The following is a 17,831-nucleotide window of genomic DNA, read 5'->3' on the forward strand; positions in this document are numbered from 1 at the left end:
AACCCCTCGGGGAGGAAACCATGGGAAACATCACGCTCAAGCACGTCTCCAAGTCGTTCGGGTCGACGATCATCATTCCGGGCATCGACCTGGTCATTGAGAACGGCGAGTTCGTCGTCTTCGTCGGCCCGTCGGGCTGCGGCAAGTCCACGCTGCTGCGGCTGATCGCCGGGCTGGAGGACACCACCGCCGGCACTATCAACATCGACGGCCGCGACGTCACCGGCGAGGCGCCGGCCAAGCGCAAGCTGGCCATGGTGTTCCAGTCCTATGCGCTCTACCCGCACATGACCGTGGCCAAGAATATCGCCTTCCCGCTGAAGATGGCGGGCGAGGACCAGGCGACCATCGATCGGAAGGTCAAGGACGCGGCACGCATCCTGAACCTCACCAACTATCTCGATCGCCGCCCCGGCCAGCTCTCCGGCGGTCAGCGCCAGCGCGTCGCCATCGGCCGCGCCATCGTGCGCCAGCCATCGGCTTTCCTGTTCGACGAACCTCTGTCCAATCTCGACGCAGCACTGCGCGGCACCATGCGGCTGGAGATTAGCGAGCTGCATCATCAGCTCAAGACGACGATGATCTACGTCACCCACGACCAGGTCGAGGCGATGACCATGGCCGACAAGATCGTCGTGCTCAACGCCGGCAACATCGAACAGGTCGGCTCGCCGATGGAGCTCTACAAGACGCCGAAGAACCTGTTCGTCGCCGGCTTCATCGGTTCGCCCAGGATGAACCTGATCGAAGGCGCGCCGGCGGCCAAACATGGCGCCAAGACCGTCGGCATCCGTCCCGAGCATATGGACATCTCGACGACTTCAGGCGAATGGAAAGCCACGGTCGGTGTTGCCGAGCATCTCGGCTCCGACACGTTTCTGCACGTTCAGGCCGACGGTGTCGGGCCGCTGACGGTGCGCGCCGACGGCGAACTGGCCGCCCATCACGGCGACACGATCTATCTGACGCCGGACCAGACCAAGCTGCACCGCTTCGGCGCCGACGGAAAGGCGATGTTGCAATGAGGCTCGAGGGTAAATCGGCGCTGATCACCGGATCGGCGCGCGGCATCGGCCGGGCGTTCGCCGAAGCCTATGTCCGCGAGGGCGCCACGGTCGCCATTGGCGACATCAATCTCGAAGCTGCGGAAAAGACCGCTTCGGAGATCGGCGGCAATGCTTACGCCGTGAAACTGGACGTCACCGACCTCGCTTCGATCGAGGCGGCGGTGAAAGCAGTCGAGACAAGGGCCGGCGGACTGGACATCCTGGTCAACAACGCCGCCTTGTTCGACCTGGCGCCGATCGTCGAGATATCGAAGGCTAGCTACGACCGGCTGTTTTCGGTCAATGTCGCCGGCACGCTGTTCATGCTGCAGGCAGCCGCCCGCTCGATGATCGCGGCTGGCCGAGGCGGCAAGATCATCAACATGGCGAGCCAGGCCGGGCGCCGCGGCGAGGCGCTGGTTGCCGTCTACTGCGCTAGCAAGGCAGCCGTCATCTCACTCACCCAGTCGGCCGGCCTCGACCTGATCAAGCACCGCATCAACGTCAACGCCATCGCGCCCGGCGTCGTCGACGGCGAGCACTGGGACCATGTCGATGCCCTGTTCGCCAAATACGAAAACCGGCCGAAGGGCGAGAAGAAGCGGCTGGTCGGCGAAGCCGTGCCTTACGGCCGCATGGGCACGGCGCAAGACCTCACCGGCATGGCGGTGTTCCTGGCCAGCGATGACGCCGAATACATCGTCGCCCAGACCTACAATGTCGATGGCGGCCAGTGGATGAGTTGAACTTTCCTTCTCCCCTTGGGGGAGAAGGTGCCGAGTGAAACGAGGGTGGACGGGGGGTGTTCTGATGCAGCACTTCGTCCAGCACCCCTCAACCGTCTCGGCGCTGCGCGCCGATCCACCTTCTCCCAAAAGGGGAGAAGGTCAGGCAGGCGCAGGCGCCGCAATGAGAAGGCGTTTGTTAAAATGACCGTAAAACTCTCATCGGCGGCACTGTCCCGCCTGCCGGAAAAAGTCGTCGGCCCGAAATATGATCGCGCCGCGCTCAAAGCCGGCATCGTGCATTTCGGCGTCGGCAACTTCCATCGCTCGCACCAGGCCGTCTATCTCGACGACCTGTTCAATGCGGGCGTCGGCCACGACTGGGCAATTGTCGGCGCCGGCGTTTTTGAGGGCGAAAAGGTCGGCCGCGGCAAGTTGCAGGAACAGGACTGGCTAACCACCGTGGTCGAGCAGGATTCTGGCCACATGAGCGCCCGCATCACCGGCGCCATGATCGACTTCCTGATGCCGGGCGATGCAGCCGCGATCTTAGAACGGCTTGCCGACCCGGCGATAAGGATCGTTTCGCTGACCATCACCGAGGGCGGCTACTTCATCGATCCGGCATCGGGCGTGTTCAATCCGACCCATCCCGATATCGTCGCCGACGCGCAGCCGGGAGCAATGCCGAAGACTGTGTTTGGCATCATTCTTGCCGGGCTGTTGCGCCGCCGCGACGACGGCATCGTGCCGTTCACGGTCATGTCCTGCGACAACATCCCCCACAACGGCCATGTCACCGCCGATGGCGTCATCGGGCTCGCGCGGCTGATCGACGAGAAACTGGCGACCTGGGTGAGCAAGAACGTCGCCTTTCCCAACGGCATGGTCGACCGCATCACGCCGGCCACCACCGACCGCGAGCGCGGCATTCTGTCGAGCGAGTTCGGGCTCGACGACAATTGGCCGGTATTTTGCGAGCCGTTCAGGCAATGGGTCCTGGAGGACCATTTCACCGACGGCCGCCCGCCGCTGGAAAAGGTCGGCGTGCAGTTCGTCAGCGATGTCGCACCCTACGAGCTGATGAAGATCCGCATCCTCAATGGCGGCCATGCGACCATCGCCTATCCGGCCGGGCTGATGGACATCCATTTCGTCGACGAGGCGATGCAGGAGCCACTGGTGCGCGGCTTTCTCGACAGGCTTGAGCACGACGAGATCATCCCGACGGTGCCGCCGGTGCCGGGTACCGTGCTGGAGGACTATTACCAGCTCATCGAGCACCGCTTCTCCAATCCGAAGATCGGCGACACCATTCGCAGGCTTTGCCTCGACGGCTCCAACCGGCAGCCGAAATTCATCATCCCGACCATCGCCGACCGGCTGAAGGCCGGCAAGGGCGTGGCCGGCCTGGCGCTGGAATCGGCGCTCTGGTGCCGCTATTGCTTCGGCACCACGGATTCAGGCGCGGTCATCGAGCCCAATGATCCAAGCTGGGACCGGCTGCAGACGACCGCCAGGGCGGCAAAGGCTGCGCCTGCCGCCTGGCTAGCCATGGAGGACATCTATGGCGAGGTCGGCCGCTCGACGCCGTTTGTCGAGGCCTTTGCCAAGGCGCTCGAGGCGCTCTGGGCCGATGGCGCACGTACGACGCTGACGCGCTACCTCGCCGGCAATCTCTAAGATCGGCTCAATGCATGTCCCCGCCGATGAGGGCCCTGCAATGACGCCTGACCTGGTCATTTTCGACTGCGACGGCGTGCTGGTCGACAGCGAGGGGCTGTCCGTTTCGGCGCTGCTTAGCATGATCACGCTTGCCGGCGGCAGTGTCAGCGAGGATGCCGCCTATGAGCATTTCCTCGGCAAAAGCATGAAAAGCGTTCGCGAAATCCTCGGTCGCGACTTCGGACTTGATATCACCGACCAGCACCTGAGCGCGATGCGCGTCGGGCTGATGCGCAAATTTCGCGACGAGCTGAAGCCGATCCCCGGCATCGGCCAGGTTCTGCCGAGGCTTACCATGCCATGCTGCGTTGCTTCCTCCGGCACGCTGGATCGCATCCGCTATGCGCTCGACGTCACCGGGCTGCTCGGGCTGCTCGAGCCGCATCTGTTCAGCGCCGCCATGGTGGCGCGGGGCAAGCCGGCGCCGGACCTTTTTCTCCACGCAGCCGCCAAAATGGGAGCGATCCCGCAAAATTGCGTCGTCGTCGAGGACAGCCCCGTCGGCGTCGCGGCGGCACGGGCAGCGGGAATGCGTGTCCTCGCCTTCACCGGCGGCTCGCATGCCGGCAACCCGGCACTGAAAGCGCGGCTTGCGTCGAGTGAACCGGACTTTATATTCGCTGACATGCTGCAACTGCCCGATCTGATTGCAGGCCTGGGAGCGAGAGTAAGAACATCTTGACGAACAGTTTCGTTTGCGCGGTCGATGTCGGCACCGGGAGCGCCCGTGCGGGCATTCTCGACACCGGAGGCACCTTGCTCGGCCGCGCCGAGCATCCGATCGTCATGAACCGGCCGAAGGCCGATCACGCCGAGCACGATTCGCAGGATATCTGGTCGGCGGCCTGCATTGCGGTGCGCGCGGCCAATGAAAAAGCCGGCGTGGCAGCGCAGGACATCGTCGGCATCTCCTTCGACGCCACCTGCTCGCTGGTGGTGCGGGGCAAGGATGGTGGCCAGCTCAGTGTCTCGGTGACAGGCGAAAGGCGCTGGGACACCATCGTCTGGCTCGATCACCGCGCCATTGCCGAGGCCGATGAATGCACCGAAAGCGGCCACGCCGTGCTCGACTATATCGGCGGCGTCATGTCGCCGGAAATGGAGACGCCGAAGCTGATGTGGCTGAAGCGCAACCTGCCCGCAACATGGAACGAAGCCGGCTATCTATTCGACCTCGCCGACTTTCTCAGTTGGAAGGCAACCGGTTCGCTTGCCCGCTCGCAATGCACGCTGACCGCCAAATGGACCTATCTGGCGCATGAAGAGACCGGCTGGCGGCGCGACTTCTTCAAAGCCGTCGGGCTCGGCGATCTTTTCGAGCACGGCAATCTGCCTGACAAGGCCAGCCCGGTGGGCGCCGATATCGGCCGGCTGAGCAAGCAAGCCGCGGCCGAACTTGGCCTGAGCGAACAATGCCGGGTCGGCGCTGGCGTCATCGATGCCTATGCCGGCGCGCTCGGCGTGCTCGGCGGCTTCGCCGGCGATGAAACCAACATCGGCCGGCATCTGGCGCTGATCGCCGGCACTTCGAGCTGCGTCATGGCGATGTCGCCCGACCCGCAACCCTTTGCCGGGGTCTGGGGCCCGTATTATGGCGCGGCGCTTCCCCGGCTTTGGCTGTCGGAAGGCGGCCAATCGGCCACCGGCGCGCTGCTCGATCACATCATCCGCTGGCACGGCGCCGGCGGCGAGCCGGACGCCGCCATGCACGCCAGGATTGCCCGGCGCGTTGTCGAGTTGCGCGCCATAGAGGGAGAAAATCTGGCCGGAAGGCTGCATGTGCTGCCGGATTTCCATGGCAACCGCTCGCCGCTCGCCGACCCGCATGCCGTCGGCGTCATCAGCGGTCTGACGCTGGATTCCTCCTTCGACAGCCTGTGCAAGCTGTATTGGCGCACCGCCGTCAGCATTGCGCTGGGCGTGCGCCATGTGCTGGAAGCGCTGAACGAGAACGGCTATCTGATCGACACGCTGCATGTCACCGGCGGTCACACCAAAAACCCGCTGCTGATGGAGCTTTATGCCGACGCTACCGGCTGCACGGTGGTCGAGCCGCTGGCCGATGAGGCGGTGCTGCTCGGCACCGGCATGATCGCCGCCACCGCCGCCGGACTTTTTCCCGATTTGAACGCCGCCTGCGTCGCCATGCAGCAAGGCGGCAAGACGCGAGAGCCCAATTCGACGGCCGCCGACCGGTTCGACCGCGACTACCGGGTGTTTTTGGAGATGCACCGGCAGCGGCAGGCGCTGGATGCGATCAGGTAGTCTCGAATGGCCTGCAATGCGTCTGCTATCTCTGATTCCATCGCCGGATAATTGGCTCGCCAAGGTCGTGCTCATAACCGAGCACGCTTGTGCTGGCGGTATCCAGCACGAACAAGGCGCCATCTTGCGGCGGCAGGCCGAGCCAGCGCGCCGTCAGCACCCGCAGGAAATGCGAGCTTGAGAACACCAGGACATTGCCGTTGACGTCGCGCAATTCATTGACGATCCGATCCGCCCTCGCGCCGACATCCTCTGCCGCCTCGCCGTCAGGGCAGCCATCGCGAAACAGACGCCAGCCGGGGCGTTCGATGAGGATCTGCTTCGTGGTCAGTCCCTCGTAGGCGCCGTAATCCCATTCCGCCAGATCGGCCTTCCTCACGCCGGCCGAACCGAAGCCGGCCAGTGTACAAGTCTCGAAGGCGCGCTGAGACGGGCTCGACCAGACAGCCTGGAACGAAAGCCCCTGCAACCGCTCGGCGACCCGCCCGGCGGCCGCCTCGCCGGCTGGCGTCAACGGTATGTCGGTCAGGCCGGTGTGCTTTCCCGACGCGCTCCATTCCGTCTCGCCATGCCGAACCAGGGAGATTTCGGGAAACGCGCTCATCCGCATGCCTTTCGATGGAATCCGATGTGATGACCGCTCTTCAGATCGGCCTACGACGCAATCATAGCGGCTTCTGCGCCCTCTGGCTCAACTCTTCCCCTGAGTCAGCCCCCTTGCCATAGCTGCCCATTTCGTGGACAAGCCGTGCGGATAATGCGGAATCCGGGCCGATCACGGCCATTTTCCGCGCTGAGACGCGGCTTCCGGCCCTTTTTGCCGACGCGCCGCAATCGGATAGGCGAAATAATGTCTGCGATCGAAGCCGGCGCGCGCGCGCCGGAAAATCTTTGGCGTCGGGAAATCAAGGCGACGCTGGCGCTCGCCTGGCCGATGGTGCTCACCAATCTCGGCCAGACCGCGATGACCGCCACCGATGTCATGATGATGGGGCGGCTGGGTCCGGACACGCTGGCCAGCGGCGCGCTCGGCGCCAACCTCTATTTCATGCCGCTGATCTTCGGGCTCGGCCTGATGCTGGCGACCTCGCCGATGATCGCCACGGAACTCGGCCGCCGTCGCCACTCGGTGCGCGATCTGCGCCGCACCGTGCGGCAGGGCCTGTGGCTGGCGATCCTCATCTCAATCCCGATCTGGATATTTCTCTGGTACGGCGAGGCCGTGTTGCTGGCCATGGGCCAGGAACCGGCGCTGGCGCATCAGGCCGGCATCTACCTGCGCTGGCTCGAATGGGCGGTGCTGCCCTTCTATGGCTATATCGTCCTGCGCTCGTTCATCTCGGCGCTGGAGCGGCCGGGTTGGGCGCTGGTCATCGTCTTCGTTGCCGTCGCGTGCAATGTGTTCTTCAACTGGGTGTTCATGTTCGGCAATCTCGGCGCTTCTTCGATGGGCATTGCCGGCTCCGGCCTCGCCACCACGCTGTCCAGCATGCTGATGTTTGCCGGCATGGCGGCGGTGGTGATGCTTGAGCCAAAATTTCGCCGCTACCAGCTGTTCGGGCGCTTCTGGCGGGCCGATTGGCCGCGCTTCAAGGGCCTGCTGCGGCTCGGCCTGCCGATCGCCGGCCTGCTCGCCTTCGAGGTGACGATCTTCAACGCGGCGGCCCTTCTCATGGGCCTGATCGACGCCGCCTCGCTCGCGGCGCATGCCATCGCCATCCAGATCGCCTCGATCAGCTTCATGGTGCCGCTCGGCCTCAACCAGGCGGCGACGGTGCGCGTCGGGCTCGCCCATGGCGCCGGCAATCCGGAAGGTGTTTCCCGCGCCGGCTGGACCGCTTTTGTCATCGGCGTCTCGTTCATGGCGCTGATGGGGCTGGTAATGATCCTGTGGCCGCAACTGCTGATCAGCGCCTTCATCGATCTCGGCGACCCGGCCAATGCCACTGTGATCGGGCTTGCCGTGTCGTTCCTGGCGTTTGCCGCGCTGTTCCAGATTTTCGATGGCGCCCAGGCCGTGGCCGCCGGCATGCTGCGCGGCCTGCACGACACCCAGGTGCCAATGATCTATGCCGCGATCGGCTATTGGGGCATCGGCCTGCCGCTCGGCGTGCTGCTCGCCTTCCATTCCGGGCTCGACGGCGTCGGCATCTGGATCGGCCTGTCGTTGGGGCTGGCGGTGGTGGCGGTGCTGCTCCTGGCGCGCTGGCTGCGGCGCGACAGGATCGCGCCGCCGCTCACCTTTGGGCATTGACGAAAGCGGCTTCGTCCCGAGGAGGGCGAGTCGTCTATGGATATTTCGTCTGATTTGCACGCGCGGCCTGCGGACTTAAGTCGCTTTGCAACTGCTTTGGCAGGGGAAGGCTTGAGCACCGCAAGTGCACCGCGCGGGCGAACAATTTTCGTTGCTTCTGCTGGTGCTCCTTGATGGCTGCTGCGAGCCCTAATCCGTACGGGCCAAGAAAGACGCCGGTCCCCCAGCCCGGCTGCTTTTTTTCGCGAGCGTCGTAGTCCGAAGCCTCCATGCGGGCTTGCTGGCATTCCGGCGACGCCCATTTCCGATCTTGCTTCGACAGCGACGCTCCATAGTCGACCGGAGAGGTCGCGCACCCGGCTACTGTCGCGGCCAACGCGACGAACATTGCAATTCTCATCCCCAAGCCCTTGATAAGCATTGTGAGAGTACACAGAACTCTTCTTCCAACAAGGAGATAGCTCCGAAGAAACGAAGAAGGTGTTCGAACGCCAAGCGCAGAGGCGGCTTGCTAGCGTGAAGTCGCCCGTCGTTCAAGCGAACGTGCATATTGCGTCAGCGGGAAGCACATGACGAAGAAGATCAAGGCGACCAGCCCATAGACGGTGAACGGCTCGAAGGTCGCATTGTTGATGGCGTTGGATGTCCTGACCAGTTCCTCGAAACCGATGATCGAGGTCAGCGCGGTCGACTTGATCAGCTGCACCAGGAAACCGACGGTCGGGGCGCGGGTGATCGAAAACGCCTGCGGCAGGATGATCAGCCTGAGTTCCTGCAGATAGTGAAGGCCGAGGCTGGCGCCGGCGTCCCACTGGCCGCGCGGCAGCGCATCGACGCCGCCGCGCCAGATCTCGGCGAGATAGGCGCTGGCGAAGAAGGTCAGGCCAAGCGCTGCAGCGGTCCACGGCTCGATGCGCAAGCCCAGCATCGGCAGGCCGAAGAACATCAGGAAGAGCTGCATGAGCAGCGGCGTGCCCTGGAAAAGCGCAATGTAGCCCGAGGCCAGCCGCCGCGCCCATTTATTCTTGGCGATCCGGAAGAACAGCACGACCATGCCGACCACGCCGCCGCCGACGAAGGCCGCCAGTGACAGAAGCACCGTCCAGCGCGCGGCGAGCAGAAGGTTGCGGACGATATCCCAGAAGGTGAATTCGATCATGACACGCCGGCTCCCAGAGCGCGGCGGCCGCCGCTGACCAGCAGCCGGCGCAGCCCCATCGACAGGACGAGATAGACCATCGTCACCACGAAATAGGTCTCGAAAGCACGGAAGGTGCGCGCCTGCAGCATGTCGGCCTCGTAGGTCAATTCGCGCACCGCGATCTGCGACACCACGGCGGACTCCAGCATCATGATGATGATCTGGCTGGTCAGCGCCGGAAAGATCACCTTGAGCGCTTGCGGCAGCACGATCTTGACGAAGACCTGACGCAGCCTGAGCCCAAGCGCAAGGGCTGCTTCCGTCTGCCCGCGCGGCACCGCGTCGAGCCCGGCGCCGACGATCTCGATCGTGTAGGCCGCCATGTTGAGCGTCATTGCCAGCATGGCGGCCAGCAGCGGATCGAGCCTCACGCCGATGCTGGGCAACCCGAAGAAGATGAAGAACAGCTGCACAAGGAACGGCGTGTTCCTGATAATTTCGACATAGACGCCGATTGCCCGCTTGAGCAGCAAGGGGCCGTTTCGCCGCCCTGCTGCGCCGAGGATGCTGAGGAACGTTCCCGCCAGCGTGGTCATGGCGATCAAAAGGATCGTCATGGCCGCCCCGCGCGCGATCGCACCTGTCGCATCGGCAAGCCAGCCGAAGTCGAGGCTGTAGCCCATGATAGGTCCTTACCTCGGAGATCAATCCTTGAGGTTGTCGGGATTGAGCGGTGTTTTGAGCCAGGCTTTCGAGCTTTCGTCCAACTTGCCGTCGGCCAGCATCTTGGCGACCGCGTCGTTGACCGCCTGCTTCAGGCGGTCCTCGTTCTTGTTAAGGCCGATATGCGAGGGCGAGGTGAGAAGCTGGAACTTCTGCTCCGGCTTCAGTGCCTCCTGGCGGGCGAGCACCTGGGCGCCGACATCGTTGCCGACGACCATCAGCTGGGTCTGACCCGAGATGAAGGCCTGGATGACGGAATTATAGTTGTCGAAACGGCGGATGTCGGCCGAGGCGGGTGCTGCCTCGGTCAGTGACGTATCTTCCAGCGTGCCGCGGTTGACGGCGATCGACTTGTCGGCGAGATCGTCCTTGCCTTCGACCTTCAGCGCGGCCGGGCCGATCACGGCGATATAGTAGGGTGCGTAGGCGGCGGCGAAATCGATCACCTGCTCGCGCTCCTTGGAGTAGCCGACGCTCATCAGGATATCGACGCGCTTGTCGGTAAGATACGGGATGCGGTTCTGCCCGGTCACGCTGACCAAGTTGAGCTTGACCTTGAGCTGGTCGGCGATGAACTGCGCCACGTCGATGTCATAGCCCTTGATGCTCATATCGGCACTGGCCGAGGAGAAGGGCGGAAAGTCGGAGAAAATGCCGACATTGATCGCGCCGGCCTTAGTGATGTCGTCGAGCGCGTCGGCATTGGCGGCGTGGGTGGCAAGACCGAGGCCGGCGAGCATCAGCACGGCGGCGATGGATGATTTCATGTGAAATGTCATTGTCGTTCCCCTGCTGGAAGCTTGTTTGTTTGAATGCGGCCGCCGGCTCCAGCGCGGCGGTTGCCTTGGATGTGCGTTAAGCTCGCTTGACTGAGATCGCCGGGCTGAACACCATCAGGCTGAGGATCTCGAACAGCACCTGCGCGCCGGCATGGGCCGTGTTGGTGGTTGCGTCGTATTGCGGCGCCACCTCGACGACGTCGCCGCCGACGATGTTGAGCCCTTTGAGGCCGCGCAGAAGTTCAAGCACTTCCCGCGTCGTCAGCCCGCCTACTTCCGGCGTGCCGGTGCCCGGCGCAAAGGCCGGGTCGATGCTGTCGATGTCGAAGGACACATAGGTCGGGCCATCGCCAACGATCTGGCGCGCCTTCGCGATGATGGCGGGCATGCCGAGGCCGGTCACCTCTTCGGCATGCACGACGGTCATCCCGGATTCGTAGGTGAACTCCCACAGATACTCGGCCGAGCCGCGGATACCGATCTGGATTGTGCGCGACGGATCCAGCACCCCGTCGAGCACCGCGTTGCGGAACGGCCCGCCATGGTGGAACTTGGTCATGTCGAACAGGCCGCTGGTGTCGCAATGGGCGTCGATATGGATCATGCCGACCGGCGCCTTTTTGCCGACAGCCTTCAGGATCGGATGGCTGATCGAGTGATCGCCGCCGACCGAAAGCGGAATGACGCCGGCGTCGACGATCTGGTTGGTCCGGCGCTCGATGTCGTCATGGCTGGTCTCCAGCCGGTAACGGCTCTGGAACGGCACGTCGCCGATGTCGGCCACCTTCAGCTCATGTGTCGGCGCGCATTCCAGCACATGATTGTAGGGGCCGATGCGCTCGATGGCGCGCAGCGCCCTTGGCCCGAAGCGGGCACCCGGCCGGTTGGTGACGCCGAGGTCCATCGGCACGCCGATCATCGCCACCTGCAGATCGCCGAAATCAGGATTGTCGGCGGCGATTTCCCGGTAGGGCGCGCTGAGGAAGGTCGGAATGCCGGAATAGGGCGCCAGCCGTGTGCCGCTCTTGGAAAAGATCTTGTCGGCGACACGGCGGAATTTCGGGTCGAACATCTCGCCGCCATGGCTTTCGCCATATTTGCGGCGCAACGCTTCGAGCTTGCCGCTGTTATAACCCATGTCGGTCCTCCATGGCTGGTGCAGTGCGGCCATCAATGACGGTCGCCATTCCTGCCGGCTGCCTGCGGATTTCACGTCTTGATGCTGTACGAGCCAAAGTGTCTTGCAGCTGCATTGAAAAATCAATTGATATTGTTAGGGTGTTTGCTGTGAGAAAATCTCACATTAATGTCGAGCACGGTCTTATCCAAAACCGGGGGATCGTGTTCCTTTGAGGCTCCGATGGCCAAGCGTCTGCCTCCCCTGAATCCATTGCGGGCCTTCGAGGCGACGGCGCGCCATGCCTCGCTGACCAAGGCGGCGGCTGAGCTCAACGTCACCCACGGCGCCGTCAGCCATCAGATCAAGGCGCTCGAACAGTCGCTGGGCGTCAAGCTGTTCCAGCGCGCCGGTCAGCGGGTGAAGTTGACGCCGCACGGTGCCGAATTGCTGCCGGCGGTGTCGACCGCCTTCGACGGCATTGCCGCCGCCACGCAGCGCATGACAAGGCCGGCGAGCACCGGCGCCCTGTCGGTGTCCTGCGTGCCGGCACTGCTGCTGCTGTGGATGATCCCGCGGCTCGGCAGCTTCACCTCGCAGTATCCCGATATCAGGCTGACGCTGATCCCGTCGAATGATGCCAAGGACGTCCGCGCGCCGCATATCGATATCTGCGTGCATTATGGCGATGGCAGCTGGACCGATTGCTGGATGCGCAAATGGTCGGGCCTCGAACTGTTCCCGGTGGTCAGCCCGACGCTGATCAACAACCGTCCGATCCGCACCGTGCGCGACCTCGCCGATCACGTCTTCCTGCACGGGGACGACGGCCGCGAATGGCACACTTGGCTGGCCGCCGCCGACGCGCTGGATCTGGAGCGCGGCCGCCGCCATCATCTCGGCGATGCGCGCATGGCGAGCGAGGCGGCTGTCCACGGCCATGGCGTGGCGCTGGGCGATACGGTGACAGCAAGCGGACTGCTTGCCAGGGGACTGCTGGTCGCGCCGTTCAGCCTGTCGGTGCCGGCGGTCGACGATTTCTATGTCGTCTGCCGCAACGAGATGAGGTCGGCGCCGATCGTGCAGCTGTTCATCGACTGGCTGTTTGTCGAAAAGGAGCAGGCCGACGGCCGCGCCGATGCGCCGGTCGCGGGCCGCATCGGCATCCGCAGGAAGCGTCCGGCGCTGAGGGTGATCGGCGCCAAGACCGCGCCCTGAAGTTGCTGCAGCCGGCGCAGCGCGCTTCCCGCAGCCTTTTCTTTTTGTCGGGCCAGCCGGCAAAGCGGGAGGCGCTTTCAAAAATTCAATGCTAAGAGGCATTTGGAGCAATTCTGGGAATAGTGCGCAGCGGTTTTCCCGGGAAAAGCGCTAAATGAAAAGCTAGGGCGAGCAGCGAAGGCGGCATCGAGACATGACCAAGACCGATATAGCGCGGCGCGTCTACAACCACACCTGGAAGCTCGACCCGATTGTCCGCAGCCTGCTCGACACCGATTTCTACAAGCTGCTGATGCTGCAGATGATCTGGGGCATGTATCCCAAGATCGACACCACGTTCTCGCTGATCAACCGGACCACCTCGGTTCGCCTTGCCGAGGAGATCGACGAGGCGGAATTGCGCGATCAGCTCGACCATGCCCGCACCTTGCGCTTCTCCAAGAAAGAGATGATCTGGCTTGGCGGCAACACCTTCTATGGCCGCAAGCAGATTTTTGAACCGGAATTCCTCGCCTGGCTCGAGAATTTCCAGTTGCCGGAATACGAGCTTTCCAAGCGCGATGGCCAGTACGAGCTCACTTTCAGCGGTCCGTGGATGTACACGACACTCTGGGAGATCCCGGCGCTGGCAATTATCAATGAACTTCGCTCTCGCGCCGCCATGCGGGCGTTCGGGCCCTTCGCGCTCGACGTGCTCTATGCTCGCGCCAAGGCCAAGATGTGGGCCAAGACCGAGCGGCTGAAAGCGCTGCCGGATATCCGCATTTCGGATTTCGGCACCCGCCGCCGCCATTCCTTCCTGTGGCAGCGCTGGTGCGTCGAAGCGCTGAAGGAAGGCATCGGCGAGGCTTTCACCGGCACCTCCAACGTGCTTTTGGCCATGGACAACGACCTCGAGGCGCTCGGCACCAACGCGCATGAACTGCCGATGGTGTTCGCCGCGCTCGCCAATTCGGAAAAGGAAATGAAGCAGTCGCCCTACAAGGTGCTGCAGGACTGGCAGCGCTACTATGGCGGCAATCTGCTGATCGTGTTGCCGGACACCTTCGGCACCGCGGCGTTCCTGCGTGACGCGCCGGACTGGATCGCCGACTGGACCGGTTTTCGCCCCGACAGCGCGCCGCCGATCGAAGGCGGCGAAAAGATCCTTTCCTGGTGGCGCGGAAAGGGCAAGGACCCCAGACAGAAGCTGCTGATTTTCTCCGACGGGCTCGAGGTCGAGACCATCGAGGAAACCTACCGCCATTTCCACGGCAAGGTGCGCATGTCCTTCGGCTGGGGCACCAACCTGACCAATGATTTCGAGGGCTGCGCGCCGACCAAAACCAACCGGCTCGACGCAATCTCGCTTGTCTGCAAGGTCACCGAGGCCAATGGCCACCCGGCGGTCAAGCTCTCCGACAATCCCGCCAAGGCCACCGGCGACGAAAAAGAAATCGAGCGCTATTTGCGCATATTTGGCGAGAAAGACCGCGTGGAGCAGCTGGTCAAGGTGTAAGGGGCTGCGGATGGTTTCGCCTCGCCAAAAGGGAAATCTCGGATAGCGTGAGTTCCCGCCCACCCCCCTCTGTCCTGCCGGACATCTCCCCCGCAAGGGGGGAGATCGGCAGTTCGTTCGAACGGCGCCCTTCCTGCAACGTCGAAGATTGGCGAAAGCCGACGTGCCAGCCAATCTCCCCCCTTGCGGGGGAGATGTCCGGCAGGACAGAGGGGGGTGTGAAGGATCACTGCGGGCGAGCATATTCTTTCTGGACGGGAGCTTTCATCTGTTCGGCTTTCATCGCATCACCCACCCCAGCCTTCGCCCATGCCTCCGATCGCGGCCACGTCCTGCTTCTGCCCACCGGCTACTACGTCGCCGGCGGCGCGTTCGCGGTCGCAGCCAGTTTTCTTGTCCTGGCGCTGCTGCCCTCAGACTTTCCTGCCCGCTTCTGGCGGCGGCGCCTGCCGCTGTTCGCATTCGGCGACGGCGCGCGGGCGGTCGTCAGCTTGATATCCTTTGCCGGCTTTGTAATTCTGATTGCGGCCGGCCTGTTCGGCAGCCGTGATCCGCTCTCCAACCCGCTGCCGCTGGCGATCTGGACGCTGCTCTGGGTTGGCCTGGTTTTACTGCAGGGGCTGTTCGGCAATCTCTGGTCATGGCTCAACCCGTGGTACGGGCCCTGGCATGTCATTTCGCGCCTGTTCGGCAATCGCAAGGTCGTCAATCGCAAGACATGGCGACCGCCTGCGTGGCTCGGCTGCTGGCCGGCCTTCGCGCTGTTCTTCGCCTTCGCCTGGTTCGAGTTGATCGACCCGGCGCCCGACGACCCGGCGCGGCTCGCCTGGGCCGCCGGCCTTTATTGGCTGCTGAGTTTTGCCGCCATGCTGGTGTTCGGCTACCGCGACTGGACCCGGCGCGGTGAGTTCCTGACCGTCTTCCTCGCCATGGTTGCGCGCTTCGCCCTGCTTGAGCGCGACGAAGGCAAGCGCAATGAAGGCGGGCGCAATGAAGTCGAGCGCAAAGAAGTCGAGCGCAAGGAAGGCGGTCGGCTCAGTCTGTGCTGGCCGGGCGCCAAGCTCAGCAATGCCGCGCCGCTGTCGCTCAGCGGCATTGCTTTCCTGCTGCTGGCGCTGTCGTCGGTGTCGTTCGACGGCCTGTCCAAAACCTTCTTCTGGCTCGGCCTGTTCGGCATCAATCCGCTGGAAGTCCCGGGCCGCACGGCGGTGATCGGCATCGGCAGCTTCGGGCTCGTTTTGACGTTCGTCTTGCTTGCAGCCGCGTTCATCATTGCCATTGTCCTTGGCCAGCATCTTGCCGGCAGCCCGCATTCCCTCAGTCAGGCCGCAGGGCTGCTGGTCTGGTCGATCGTGCCGATCGCGCTCGCCTATCATGTTGCGCACTATCTGACGGCGCTGCTTGTCGATGGCCAATATGCGCTGGCCGCGCTTTCCGACCCGTTCACGCTGGGCTGGAACCTGTTCGGCACCGCCGACATGCCGATCGAAGCCGGCGTTGCTGCCGGCGCCGGCTCGGCATGGTGGCTGTGGAATATCCAGGCCGGCGTCATCATCATTGGCCACATGCTCGCCGTGCTCGTCGCGCATGGCCTCGCGTGGCGATTGCACCCGCGTCCCGCCGGCGCCGCGCTCAGCCAGTTTCCGCTCACCATGCTGATGATCGCCTATACGGTCTTCGGCCTGTGGCTGCTTGCCACGCCTTCGGTCGGGTGAGACAAAACCCGGCTTCGATGACGTCGATCAGTCCCCACGGGAAAGCCTGCTTGCCACATCAGGGCTTTGATGATTTAGTTTGTACACATGCAATTTCGGCGCTCTTACCAGGAGTGGCCCGTCTCGCTACAGCCATTGGTCAAAACTCAAAAACAAGGGGAACTGCCGTGACTGACAAGAATGGGTTTTTTGATCTCTCCAAGACCGGTCTCACCCGCCGCACCGCGCTCAAAGGGTTGGCCGCGGGCGCCGGTCTCGCCGTCGCGCCCGGGTTCGTGCGTTACAGCCAGGCGCAAAGCTCGGCGCCGATAAAGATAGGCTTCCAGTGCCACCGCACCGGCATCGGCGCCGCCTATGGCCGCTGGTACGAGCGGACCACCGCAGCCGCGGTCAAGGCGATCAACGAAGCCGGCGGCATCAACGGCCGGCCGGTCGAGGTGATCATCGAGGATGACGGCACCGATCCCGGCCGCGGCGCCGAAGTGGTCGGCAAGTTCGCCACCCAGCATAAGACCGACATCGTCTACGGTACGCTGTTTTCGCATGTCGTCATCGGCTCGGCGCCCGCCGCCGGCGAGGCCAAGATGCCCTATTTTGTCGTCAGCGAAGGCCACCACGTCGCCTCGACCAAGCTCAACCGCTACGTCTTCCAGCCCGGCATCACCGACGTGAAGAGCCAGATCCAGGCGATGGCGCCGTGGATCGCGGCAAATGCCGGCAAGAAGGTGACGCAGATTTTCCCCGATTTTGCCTTCGGCTACGACCATCGCGATTACCTGCCGCCGGCGCTGAAGGCGCAGGGCGCCGAGGTCATCGCCCAGATCGCCATCCCGCCGACGGAATCGTCCTTCACCAAATATTTTCCGCAGATCCCGGCCGAGACCGAGGTGATCTACCACGTCATGGTCGGCCCTGCGGTGCTTACCTTCGTCAAGGAACTCGGCGAGTTCTACGGCTCCAGCCGGCCGCAGCTGTTCGGCTTCATCGATTCGCTCGAAGCCACCGACATCAACAGCCCCGGCCTCGAATTCCTCGACGGCAGCCATTTCTGGGAAGGCTCGCCGCGCTACGCGCAGCCCGATGATTCTGCCGCGCAGAAGGCCTATCGCGCCGCCGTCGGCATCGACGACAATGGCGCCGCCGTCGGCGATCCGAAGGACGTCTCCACCGCCGCGCACATGTTCGGCTGCTGGGAAACGCTCTATGTCGTGAAAAAGGCGATGGAGGATGCCGGCTACAAGGGTCCGGAAGACCGCGCCAAGCTGGTCGAGGCGACCGAGGCCTTGACCGAGTTCGCCGAGGGCCCCGAGCATCCGCAAGGGCCGAAGACCTTCAACGGCAAGATCCACCAGTGTTTTGGCATCCAGAACATCTCCAAGGTCGAAGGCGGCCGGCTGAACGTCGTCCACAAGACCAAGATCGAGGACGGCCTCTACGAGCCGGAAGGGGATTACACGACCCAGCCGCTGTGAACTTGGCTTTGTCTGTAAGCGTGGGAGCCGAGGCACCCCCCTCTGTCCTGCCGGACATCTCCCCCTCAAGGAGGGTTTTGCACAGAAGAACAAGGTTCCGTCTTCGATTCTGGTTTGTTCGCGTCTGATTCTGAGACGTCTCGTGAACAGAAT

Annotated in this window: 16 protein-coding genes; 10 read left to right on the forward strand and 6 right to left on the reverse strand. The window is 63.5% G+C overall.

The genetic code is table 11. The features are described from left to right. Positions 1-20: 20 nt before the first annotated feature. From AC0L2A_RS31655 to AC0L2A_RS31675, 5 genes are all read left to right on the forward strand, one after another. Positions 21-1,025 carry an ABC transporter ATP-binding protein gene (locus tag AC0L2A_RS31655; protein ID WP_473612139.1) on the forward strand — a complete coding sequence of 335 codons (1,005 nt, stop codon included), beginning with the start codon at positions 21-23 and terminating at the stop codon, positions 1,023-1,025. Further along, a complete protein-coding gene (locus AC0L2A_RS31660) occupies positions 1,022-1,792 on the forward strand; it encodes an L-iditol 2-dehydrogenase (protein WP_473507961.1) in 771 nt (256 codons plus the stop codon). Before AC0L2A_RS31655 ends, AC0L2A_RS31660 begins: the two co-directional genes overlap by 4 nt. A 183-nt stretch (positions 1,793-1,975) precedes the next feature. Continuing rightward, positions 1,976-3,454: a mannitol dehydrogenase family protein gene (locus AC0L2A_RS31665; protein ID WP_473612141.1), complete on the forward strand. Its 1,479-nt coding sequence runs from the start codon at positions 1,976-1,978 to the stop codon at positions 3,452-3,454. Positions 3,455-3,494: 40 nt separating this feature from the next. Continuing rightward, positions 3,495-4,178, forward strand: a complete 684-nt coding sequence (locus tag AC0L2A_RS31670; protein ID WP_473612142.1) for an HAD-IA family hydrolase — start codon at positions 3,495-3,497, stop codon at positions 4,176-4,178. Further along, on the forward strand, positions 4,175-5,761 hold the full coding sequence (locus tag AC0L2A_RS31675) for an FGGY-family carbohydrate kinase (RefSeq protein ID WP_473612143.1): 1,587 nt from the start codon (positions 4,175-4,177) through the stop codon (positions 5,759-5,761). Before AC0L2A_RS31670 ends, AC0L2A_RS31675 begins: the two co-directional genes overlap by 4 nt. 25 nt (positions 5,762-5,786) lie before the next feature. Here the strand turns inward: AC0L2A_RS31675 and AC0L2A_RS31680 are convergent, their stop codons facing one another. Further along, positions 5,787-6,365 carry a histidine phosphatase family protein gene (locus AC0L2A_RS31680; protein WP_473612145.1) on the reverse strand — a complete coding sequence of 193 codons (579 nt, stop codon included), beginning with the start codon at positions 6,363-6,365 and terminating at the stop codon, positions 5,787-5,789. A 246-nt stretch (positions 6,366-6,611) separates the two neighbouring features. On the opposite strand from AC0L2A_RS31680, the gene AC0L2A_RS31685 reads away from it, so the two are divergent. After that, positions 6,612-8,015, forward strand: coding sequence for an MATE family efflux transporter (locus tag AC0L2A_RS31685; protein WP_473612146.1), 1,404 nt, complete (start codon positions 6,612-6,614; stop codon positions 8,013-8,015). A 34-nt stretch (positions 8,016-8,049) separates the two neighbouring features. On the opposite strand, the gene AC0L2A_RS31690 is transcribed toward AC0L2A_RS31685, so the two are convergent. The 5 genes from AC0L2A_RS31690 to speB all read right to left on the reverse strand — a co-directional run bounded on the left by AC0L2A_RS31690 (position 8,050) and on the right by speB (position 11,796). Next, positions 8,050-8,415 carry a hypothetical protein gene (locus AC0L2A_RS31690; RefSeq protein ID WP_473612154.1) on the reverse strand — a complete coding sequence of 122 codons (366 nt, stop codon included), beginning with the start codon at positions 8,413-8,415 and terminating at the stop codon, positions 8,050-8,052. A gap of 111 nt (positions 8,416-8,526) precedes the next feature. Continuing rightward, positions 8,527-9,174, reverse strand: coding sequence for an amino acid ABC transporter permease (locus AC0L2A_RS31695; protein WP_128174648.1), 648 nt, complete (start codon positions 9,172-9,174; stop codon positions 8,527-8,529). Next, on the reverse strand, positions 9,171-9,839 hold the full coding sequence (locus AC0L2A_RS31700) for an amino acid ABC transporter permease (protein ID WP_473612147.1): 669 nt from the start codon (positions 9,837-9,839) through the stop codon (positions 9,171-9,173). The genes AC0L2A_RS31695 and AC0L2A_RS31700 overlap by 4 nt, the downstream gene beginning before the upstream one ends. 21 nt (positions 9,840-9,860) lie before the next feature. Continuing rightward, positions 9,861-10,658 (reverse strand): transporter substrate-binding domain-containing protein, encoded by a 798-nt coding sequence (locus tag AC0L2A_RS31705; RefSeq protein ID WP_473612149.1) that lies wholly within the window; start codon positions 10,656-10,658, stop codon positions 9,861-9,863. A 76-nt stretch (positions 10,659-10,734) separates the two neighbouring features. Next, positions 10,735-11,796, reverse strand: a complete 1,062-nt coding sequence (gene speB, locus AC0L2A_RS31710) for an agmatinase (protein WP_473612150.1) — start codon at positions 11,794-11,796, stop codon at positions 10,735-10,737. A gap of 222 nt (positions 11,797-12,018) precedes the next feature. Here speB and gcvA point away from each other — a divergent pair, with 222 nt between their 5' ends. The 4 genes from gcvA to AC0L2A_RS31730 all read left to right on the forward strand — a co-directional run bounded on the left by gcvA (position 12,019) and on the right by AC0L2A_RS31730 (position 17,678). Next, positions 12,019-12,993, forward strand: a complete 975-nt coding sequence (gene gcvA, locus AC0L2A_RS31715; protein ID WP_473612151.1) for a transcriptional regulator GcvA — start codon at positions 12,019-12,021, stop codon at positions 12,991-12,993. A 193-nt stretch (positions 12,994-13,186) separates the two neighbouring features. After that, positions 13,187-14,491: a nicotinate phosphoribosyltransferase gene (gene pncB, locus AC0L2A_RS31720; protein WP_023801535.1), complete on the forward strand. Its 1,305-nt coding sequence runs from the start codon at positions 13,187-13,189 to the stop codon at positions 14,489-14,491. Positions 14,492-14,685: 194 nt separating this feature from the next. Next, a complete protein-coding gene (locus tag AC0L2A_RS31725) occupies positions 14,686-16,206 on the forward strand; it encodes a hypothetical protein (protein WP_473612152.1) in 1,521 nt (506 codons plus the stop codon). Positions 16,207-16,373: 167 nt separating this feature from the next. After that, complete coding sequence (locus tag AC0L2A_RS31730) at positions 16,374-17,678, forward strand: ABC transporter substrate-binding protein (protein ID WP_287071127.1); 1,305 nt, start codon at positions 16,374-16,376, stop codon at positions 17,676-17,678. Positions 17,679-17,831: the final 153 nt, after the last annotated feature.

Source organism: Mesorhizobium sp. WSM4844 (assembly GCF_055811775.1).